Genomic DNA, 7,218 nt, shown 5'->3' on the forward strand with positions numbered 1-7,218 from the left:
GCCGCGGACGCGGGCGGCCCGGCGTGACCGTGCCGGTGCGGGCCGTCGTCGGCCGAGGTCTCGCGATCGCCGCCGTGTGCGTGCTGCTCGGAGCGGGCGGCGTCCTCGACACGACGCACGCCGTGTTGCTCGGCTGCGCAGGGTTCGCCGCCGTCGTGCTGCGGGCCGGGAGCACCGAGGTGTCGCAGGAGGAGTGGCCCGAACGCCCCCACGCCAGCCGGGCCGGCGGACGCAGCGGCGTCAGCGACCTCGGATGGCAGGTCTTCGGCCAGGACCGACGGGTGCGATCCCACGTCGTTCGACGCGTGCGCGACCTCGCCGCCGCGCGAATCGGCCTGGCCGGCGCCGATCCCGAGGACCCTGCGGAGGCCAGCCGGCTGCTCGGCGAGAATACGGCCGCGGGTCTCGCTTCCGGGCAGCCACCCACCGCCCGAACCCTGCAGGCCTGGCTCGACGCGGTCGACCGGCTCACCGATGAGAGGACGTCCCAATGACCGACACCCTTCCCGTTGCCGAGGTCGCGCGCCTCGGCTCCGAGATCCTGCGCGAGGTGGGGACGGCCGTGGTGGGCATGCGGGAGCCGCTCGAACTCGCGCTGGCGACGATTCTCGCCGGCGGCCACGTGCTGTTCGAGGATGTCCCGGGGACAGGGAAGACCCTGGCGGCACGCAGCCTGGCCACCGCGCTCGGCCTCGACTTCGCCCGGTTGCAGTGCACGCCCGACCTGTTGCCGAGCGACATCACGGGCTCCAGCGTGTGGGACCCTCAGCGCGCCGACTTCACCTTCCGTCCCGGGCCGGTGTTCACCGGGCTCTTCCTCGCCGACGAGATCAACCGCACCGCACCGAAGACCCAGTCGGCCCTCCTGGAGGCGATGGCGGAGCGTCAGGTGACGGTCGAGGGGACGAGCCGGCCGCTCGCGCTGCCGTTCCACGTCGTCGCCACCTCCAACCCTGTCGAGTACGAGGGCACCTATCCGCTCCCGGAGGCGCAACTCGACCGGTTCATGGTGCGGCTCGCGGTGGGCTACCCCAGCCGGGAGGGCGAGCAGACGGTGCTCGCCCGGCGGATCGCCCGCAGGCAGGAGGCCGCCCCGGTCGCGCAGGTGGTGGATGCCACCACTGTCCGCGCGATGCAGGCCGGCGTCGAGGCGCTGGCGGTCGACCCCGATGTCCTCGCCTACTGCGTCGACCTGGCCGCAGCCACCCGCAGCCATCCCGCGCTGGAGGTCGGGGCGTCCCCGCGGGGTTCGCAGAACCTCGTCCTGCTGGCTCGCGCGATCGCCGTGCTCGAGGGACGCGACCTCGTCCTGCCCGAGGACGTCAAACGGGTCGCCGTGCCGGTTCTCTCGCACCGGCTCACCCTTACCGCGACGTCGTGGGCATCCGGGCGGAGGGCCGAGGACGTGGTCACCGAACTGCTCGCCCAGGTGCCCGGCCCTGCGACCGTGCGGCAGACCTGATGGCGCGTGGCGGACCTGCCTGGCGGGACGGCGGGCTGCACGATGCCGCGGTCGTCGCCGGTGTCGTGCTGCTGCTCGCCGGCCTGCTGGTGGGCAGGGCGGATGTGGCGCTGCTCGGCGTTCCCGCGCTGCTGGCGACGGTGTTCAGCCGTACCAGGCCGCCCGCAGGGCCGCTGGAGGCCGGCGAGGATCCTGCCGCAGGCGAGGCGGCCGGGGGTGTCGAGTCGAGGGTGCACGTCGGTGGCGGTGAGCTCGCCCACGTGCGGGCGTCGGCCGCGGGTCACCGTGTCACCGAGTTCGTCGCCCGTCTTCCCGCCGGGGGGCGCCGGTTCGGCCTCCGGCTGGCCTCGGTGCGAACCGGTCCGCAGGAGACCGCGGTCGTGGACGTCCGAGGGTACGACGGGGTGTGGGAGCACGACCCGCTGACCGTCGGCGGGACCGGGCGGCTGGTGTTGCCGTCGTCGATGCGGCTCGGTGCCGTTCCGGTGCCGCGTTCGTTGCGTGGCGTCACCGGGCCCCGGGTGTCACGGCGGTTCGGCGACGGCAACGAACTGCGCGACATCCACCCGTTCGTGCCCGGAGACCGGCTGCGTCGTATCGACTGGCGGGCCACCGCGCGACGGTCCCCGGACCTGGACACCCTCTACGTGAGGCGCACTTTCGCCGATGCCGAGGCCGCGGTGATGCTGGTTGTGGACTCGCGCGACGACGTCGGTCCCGATGTGCGGACGTGGCGAGGCTACGGCGAGCAGCGGGTGGACGAGGCGACCTCGCTCGACCTCGCTCGGCATGCCGCGGCGAGCGTGGCGAGGGCACTGGTCGAGCACGGGGACCGGGTCGGCCTGGTCGACCTGGCTCGGGAGACGCGGCCGGTGCCGCCCGCCGCAGGCCGCAGGCACCTGCGCCGGATCCTGCACGGCCTCGCTCTGGCCCACCCGGTCGGGCAGCCGAGCCCCCGGGTGCGCCCGCCGCAGGTGCCGGCAGACACCCTGGTCTATCTGTTCAGCACCGTGCTGGACGACGCCGCCGCCCAGCTCGTCCGTACCTGGCGGAGCCTCGGGCACCAGGTGGTGGTGGTCGACACGCTGCCCGACGTCAGACCGGTCACCGAGCCGCATCTGGCGATCGCGTGGCGGATCGTGCGGATGGAGCGTGCACTGCGGCTCGACCGACTCGCCCGGGAGGGGGTGCCGATCGTCTCGTGGGCCGGGTCGGGAAGGTTGCGCGCGGCGGCGAGCCTGGAGGCGTTGGCGCGGGTCGCCGCGCGGAAGCGGGACTGGCGATGAGGACGTGGCTTCGCCTGGCCAGATCGGAACTGCCGCTGCTGCGCGACCTTCCCGACCTCTCGGAGCGGCCGCTGCCCCGGGTCGGGCTGGACCTCGGGCGCACCGTTCCCGGCTGGTCGTTGCGGGCGGCCGCGGTCGTGGCCACCGGCGCGGACCTGGCGATCGCGGCCCAGCGCAGCGGCGCGGCGGACTGGCTGGCGGGCACCGTGGTTGTCGTGGGAGTCGTGGTGATGGCGCTGTGGCCGTCGACGACGGCTGCCTACGTCGCCACGGTGGTCACCGGCCTGCTGGTCGCGGCGGACGGGTACGGTCCCTTCGACCCGGTCGTGTTCGGGCTGGTCCCGCTGGTGTGGGTGTGCGTCCGGCTCGCCTGGTGGGCGGAGCGGGTCGCCCTCTCGGCGCGGGTCGAGGTCGCGGCGTTGGCGCGCGGGATCCCGCGCGGGATGGCGCTCGTGGGCGGCACGCTCGCGGTCGGGGCGCTCGCCTCCCTGTTGGCCGGCCGGCCGTCGGCGGTGCTGGTGCTGGCCGGGGGAGCGGCGCTGGTCGCCCTTGCCGGGCTCGCCTTCGCCCGCATCAGGTGAGGCCACCACCGGGACACTGTGAGTTCGCGCACCGTACACGGTGCACGAGTTCACTCTCAGGCTCAGGACGGCTGAGGGGAAGGATCACTCGTCGTGGGTCCACATGCGCAGGACGTGGACGGTGTGCTCCTCGGCGAGCACCTCGTAGACGAGGCGGTGCTGGATGTTGATCCGCCGTGAGTAGCACCCGGCCAGGTCGCCGACCAGCTTCTCGTAGCGAGGCGGATTCGCGAACGGGTCTTCGGCGATGATGGACAGGAGTTCCTGGGCCTTCGGCTTCAACCCGGAGGAGGCGAGCTTCCTGGCGTCCTTCTGGGCCGCCTTCGAGAACACCAGCCGCCAGGCGGTCACCAGTCGAGTTCCTCCGAGCCCTCGTCCAGGCCCTCGGCGCGTGCCTGCCGGATCGACTCGGTGAAGCCCGGGACGTTCGCCAGCAGCAGGGTCTCCTGAATGGCGCGCCAGTCGTCCTCGCCGACCAGCACGGCGTTGCCCCGCTGACCGGTGATGGTCAGCGGCTCGGACTCCTCGTTGACCTGATCGATCAGGCGATACAGGTTCGCACGGGCAGCGGTCGCACTCACAGCAGTCATCTCTCCACCTCCGTGATCAGCGTACGTGATCACGTACGAGAATCCAAGGCGGGGTGATGGCGACGTCACGAGGCCCACCAGGTGGCGTTCGGGACGGGCGTGAAGAGCTGCTCCAGCGCCGGCGCCGGGATCCGGATCAGCCGGGCGCCGCTGTGGACGGCGGGGAGACTCATCTCGCGCACCGTTTCGGCAAGATCGACCCCCGGGCCGCGGCATGACCGGATGTGAGGGTTCGCATTTCGGCCCGCTCAGTTGGCTGTGGGGGGCAACTACGCTTGCGCCATGAGCGCGCCGCACGATCCTGATGAAGGGCTCGGCGGGCGAGTTCTGTTGGCGATCATGGGGTCGGGCCTGGTCGGGTTTGGGCTCTTGGCAGCCGCCATGGTGACCCTCGATGAAGATTCAGGGCGTTACGACGGCCTCTACGCGTTGAGCATCGCTGGCGTTGGGGTGGTTGCCATCATCGCGGCCGCTATCGGTCGAACCTTCGGCCGTTGGGTTCTCGCCGGGGTCGGGCTGCTCCTCCTGGCCCTGGCGGCAGAGATCGGGCTGGAAACGGTTACCTACCGGGAGGCGCCAGACAGGTTCACAGTGGCCATGCTGACGGCACTCATGCTCCTCGGGGTTTCGGCGACAGGTGTCGCCGTTCAGCAGATGGTTGCGCACCGGAAGCGGGCCCGCGCACTTGGGACGGGATAGGAACAGGTGTGCGCGGCCGCAAGAACCAATCAAACAAGCGGTAGGCGGCAGATCCGCGCGTTGTCACCTTCCGACGAGCAGGTACTCGCGGTTGTCGAGAGCCCCGAGTGTCAGCCCTGAGTGCCATGCTTTCTTCGGATGGAGGGTGGTGATGGGACAGGTATCGGAGAAGCCAGTTTGGCGGGAGCACTTGGGCCTTGTGCTGTACGGTCCAGCCTCCAGGCAGCGTTTCGCCCCTCCAGGTTCGCCGCAGCGCCTCGGTCCGGGATGGCATTCTCCCTCTTCTCGGTTCGGCTGGTGTGCAACGCCTCGGCCGTCCGAGCCGCGGGCGGTCGGCACTTGCCGGACTCAACCTCCTTGCGTTCCTCGGCGAGCCATGCCTCGGCGTCGGCTTTGGTGGTGAAGGTCGTCGGTCCGACGTGTCGGGTGAGGTCGGGGCCGTAGTAGCTGGCCTGGTAGCGCCTCGACGGCAATCGCCGCACCATCCCGAAGCCGCGCCTGCTCATCTCGCCTCCTGCGCTCCGCGGAGGCCCGGCGTGCAGCATACGTGCAACATCTTGGCGGACGAGCGATCACCAGTGTCATCTTCTGAACATGAGCGACCACTCGATGGGGCCCGCGTTTGTGCTTGTCAAAAGGTATTTCACGCTCAGCGTGGTTGGCGACCCCAGCAAGATTCGAACTTGCGACACAAGGTTTAGGAAACCTCTGCTCTATCCCCTGAGCTATGGGGCCACGCCCCTGCGGGGCCTCACCAGCCTAGCGCCTCGGCCGCGAGCCCCGAACGGCCTGCGCCGACCCACCGCCGCGGCCAGGTACACCCTGTGAACCATCTGGGAATCTCGGCGATTGAGTTTGCTTTGGGATCGCGGTCCGATACAGTCGAGTACCGAGAGTGACGCACGCGATGTTGTCTCCTGGGGGTGGGTAGACGGCTTCTAGCCCTTCGAGGTGCGTCACTCTCACCTTTTCCCCGTCCGTGCCCTGCGCACGTCGCGCCCCGCGGTCGGTGAACCTCATGGGTCCGGTCGGTCGCCTGCGGCCGCTGCCGCTAGCATCAGGCGCATGAGCGAGACCGCCCTGGAACAGTGCCTGGAGAAGATGCGCGCGGCTGACATCAACCAGGCGGCCATCGACAACTTCCGGCACTACTGGCAGCTGTGCGCTTCGGGCGCCACCGGCATCATCGGCGAGGACACGATCCGTCCGCTGCTCGACCCGCCCCGGCTCGACCAGCTCGAGGTGGACGAGGCGGACGCGCGTGCGGCCATCCAGCAGACCGTGATGATCAAGCTCAACGGCGGCCTCGGCACCTCCATGGGCCTGGAGGCGGCCAAGACGCTCCTGCCCGTGCGCGACGGACGCACTTTCCTCGACCTCATCGTCGCCCAGGTCCTCGACGCCCGCCAGCGCTACGACGCCCGGTTGCCCCTGGTCTTCATGAACAGCTTCCGCACCCGCGACGACAGCCTCGCCCACCTCGCCGGCCACCCGGGCCTCGCCGTCGACGGGCTCCCGCTGGACTTCCTCCAGAACGCCGAGCCCAAGATTCTCGCCGACGGCCTCGGTCCGGTCTCCTGGCCCGCCGATCCCGCGCTCGAATGGTGCCCGCCCGGCCACGGCGACCTGTACCCGGCACTGTGGGGAACGGGCCTCATCGATGCCCTGATCGGCGCCGGCTTCCGGTATGCGTCCGTCGCCAACGGCGACAACCTCGGTGCCGCGCCGAACGCCACCCTTGCCGGCTGGTTCGCCGCGTCCGGCGCCCCCTACGCGGCCGAGGTGTGCCCGCGCACCGTCAACGACCGCAAGGGCGGGCACCTCGCGATCCGGGTCTCGGACGGGCAGCTGATCCTGCGCGACACCGCCCAGACCGCTCCCGAGGAGATGCACTACTTCACCGACGAGCACCGACACCCGTACTTCCATGCCAACAACCTGTGGCTCGACCTCGTCCAGGTCCGTGACATCCTCGTGGCCCGCCACGGCGTGCTCGGCCTGCCGCTGATCCGCAACGAGAAGACGGTCGACCCTTCCGACCCGACCTCGCCGAAGGTGATCCAGCTCGAGAGCGCGATGGGGGCGGCCATCGAGGTCTTTCCCGGCGCCACCGCGATCGCTGTCGGACGTGACCGGTTCCTGCCGGTGAAGACCACCAACGAACTTCTGCTGCTGCGTTCGGACGTGTTCGACCTCGGCGCGGACGGGCGCCTGCGCAGCACCGTCGACCGGATCCCGGAAGTGGACCTCGGCGCCGACTACAAGCTCATCGACGACTTCGACAGGCTCGTCACCGTCGTCCCCTCGCTGCGTGGCGCCGAGTCGCTGCGGGTCCGGGGCCCGTGGTACTTCGACGCGCCGGCGCGGGTCACAGGGGCCGTCGACCTGCCCGACGCGGGCGAACCGCGGCACTACCGGTGACCGCGCGCTGGCACGCAGCCCTGGCCTGGGCGCTCACCGGAGTCGAACTCCCGCTTCCCGAGCCGGGGCAGCCCGACGTCGCCGCCCTGGTCGACGACCTCGCCCGGGCGGGCTGGCCGGCGGAACGGATCGCCGGGCACGCGCGGGCGGAGGCCGCGGCCGACCACGCCTGGCCCCAC

9 protein-coding genes and 1 tRNA gene are annotated in these 7,218 nt (G+C 71.1%); 7 read left to right on the plus strand and 3 right to left on the minus strand.

Features of this window, described 5'->3' with window-relative positions:
- The 4 genes from QM633_RS06775 to QM633_RS06790 all read left to right on the plus strand — a co-directional run.
- The coding region (locus QM633_RS06775) for a hypothetical protein (RefSeq protein ID WP_415152976.1) at nt 1-494 on the plus strand (494 nt) is incomplete at its 5' end.
- Nucleotides 491-1,462 (plus strand): AAA family ATPase, encoded by a 972-nt coding sequence (locus tag QM633_RS06780; RefSeq protein WP_415152977.1) that lies wholly within the window; start codon nt 491-493, stop codon nt 1,460-1,462. The genes QM633_RS06775 and QM633_RS06780, both read left to right, overlap by 4 nt.
- Entirely contained in the window at nt 1,462-2,748 is a 1,287-nt protein-coding gene (locus QM633_RS06785; RefSeq protein WP_415152978.1) for a DUF58 domain-containing protein, read from the plus strand. Before QM633_RS06780 ends, QM633_RS06785 begins: the two co-directional genes overlap by 1 nt.
- The gene (locus tag QM633_RS06790) at nt 2,745-3,329 is read left to right on the plus strand and encodes a hypothetical protein (protein ID WP_415152979.1); all 585 of its coding nucleotides are present in this window, start codon (nt 2,745-2,747) and stop codon (nt 3,327-3,329) included. Before QM633_RS06785 ends, QM633_RS06790 begins: the two co-directional genes overlap by 4 nt.
- Nucleotides 3,330-3,413: 84 nt before the next feature.
- Here the strand turns inward: QM633_RS06790 and QM633_RS06795 are convergent, their stop codons facing one another.
- Both QM633_RS06795 and QM633_RS06800 read right to left on the minus strand, forming a co-directional pair.
- Nucleotides 3,414-3,680, minus strand: coding sequence for a Txe/YoeB family addiction module toxin (locus QM633_RS06795; protein ID WP_415152980.1), 267 nt, complete (start codon nt 3,678-3,680; stop codon nt 3,414-3,416).
- Nucleotides 3,677-3,919, minus strand: coding sequence for a type II toxin-antitoxin system Phd/YefM family antitoxin (locus QM633_RS06800; RefSeq protein WP_415152981.1), 243 nt, complete (start codon nt 3,917-3,919; stop codon nt 3,677-3,679). The genes QM633_RS06795 and QM633_RS06800 overlap by 4 nt, the downstream gene beginning before the upstream one ends.
- Before the next feature lie 282 nt (nt 3,920-4,201).
- On the opposite strand from QM633_RS06800, the gene QM633_RS06805 reads away from it, so the two are divergent.
- On the plus strand, nt 4,202-4,618 hold the full coding sequence (locus QM633_RS06805; protein WP_415152982.1) for a hypothetical protein: 417 nt from the start codon (nt 4,202-4,204) through the stop codon (nt 4,616-4,618).
- Between the two features lie 659 nt (nt 4,619-5,277).
- Here the strand turns inward: QM633_RS06805 and QM633_RS06810 are convergent.
- Nucleotides 5,278-5,353, minus strand: a tRNA-Arg gene (locus QM633_RS06810).
- Nucleotides 5,354-5,683: 330 nt separating this feature from the next.
- Between QM633_RS06810 and QM633_RS06815 the strand changes: the two genes are divergently transcribed.
- Together QM633_RS06815 and QM633_RS06820 are read left to right on the plus strand one after the other, a co-directional pair.
- The gene (locus tag QM633_RS06815; RefSeq protein ID WP_415152983.1) at nt 5,684-7,039 is read left to right on the plus strand and encodes a UTP--glucose-1-phosphate uridylyltransferase; all 1,356 of its coding nucleotides are present in this window, start codon (nt 5,684-5,686) and stop codon (nt 7,037-7,039) included.
- Nucleotides 7,036-7,218: hypothetical protein (locus QM633_RS06820; protein ID WP_415152984.1), on the plus strand; the 183-nt coding region annotated here is incomplete at its 3' end. The genes QM633_RS06815 and QM633_RS06820, both read left to right, overlap by 4 nt.

Source organism: Propionicimonas sp., assembly GCF_047606205.1.
Lineage (GTDB): Bacteria > Actinomycetota > Actinomycetes > Propionibacteriales > Propionibacteriaceae > Propionicimonas.

Excerpts from the sequence above, each read along its gene's own strand:
- QM633_RS06780 (WP_415152977.1), top strand. The coding sequence starts at position 491 with ATGACCGACACCCTTCCCGTTGCCGAGGTCGCGCGCCTCGGCTCCGAG.
- QM633_RS06785 (WP_415152978.1), top strand. The coding sequence starts at position 1,462 with ATGGCGCGTGGCGGACCTGCCTGGCGGGACGGCGGGCTGCACGATGCC.
- QM633_RS06790 (WP_415152979.1), top strand. The coding sequence starts at position 2,745 with ATGAGGACGTGGCTTCGCCTGGCCAGATCGGAACTGCCGCTGCTGCGC.
- QM633_RS06800 (WP_415152981.1), bottom strand. The coding sequence starts at position 3,919 with ATGACTGCTGTGAGTGCGACCGCTGCCCGTGCGAACCTGTATCGCCTG.
- QM633_RS06805 (WP_415152982.1), top strand. The coding sequence starts at position 4,202 with ATGAGCGCGCCGCACGATCCTGATGAAGGGCTCGGCGGGCGAGTTCTG.
- QM633_RS06815 (WP_415152983.1), top strand. The coding sequence starts at position 5,684 with ATGAGCGAGACCGCCCTGGAACAGTGCCTGGAGAAGATGCGCGCGGCT.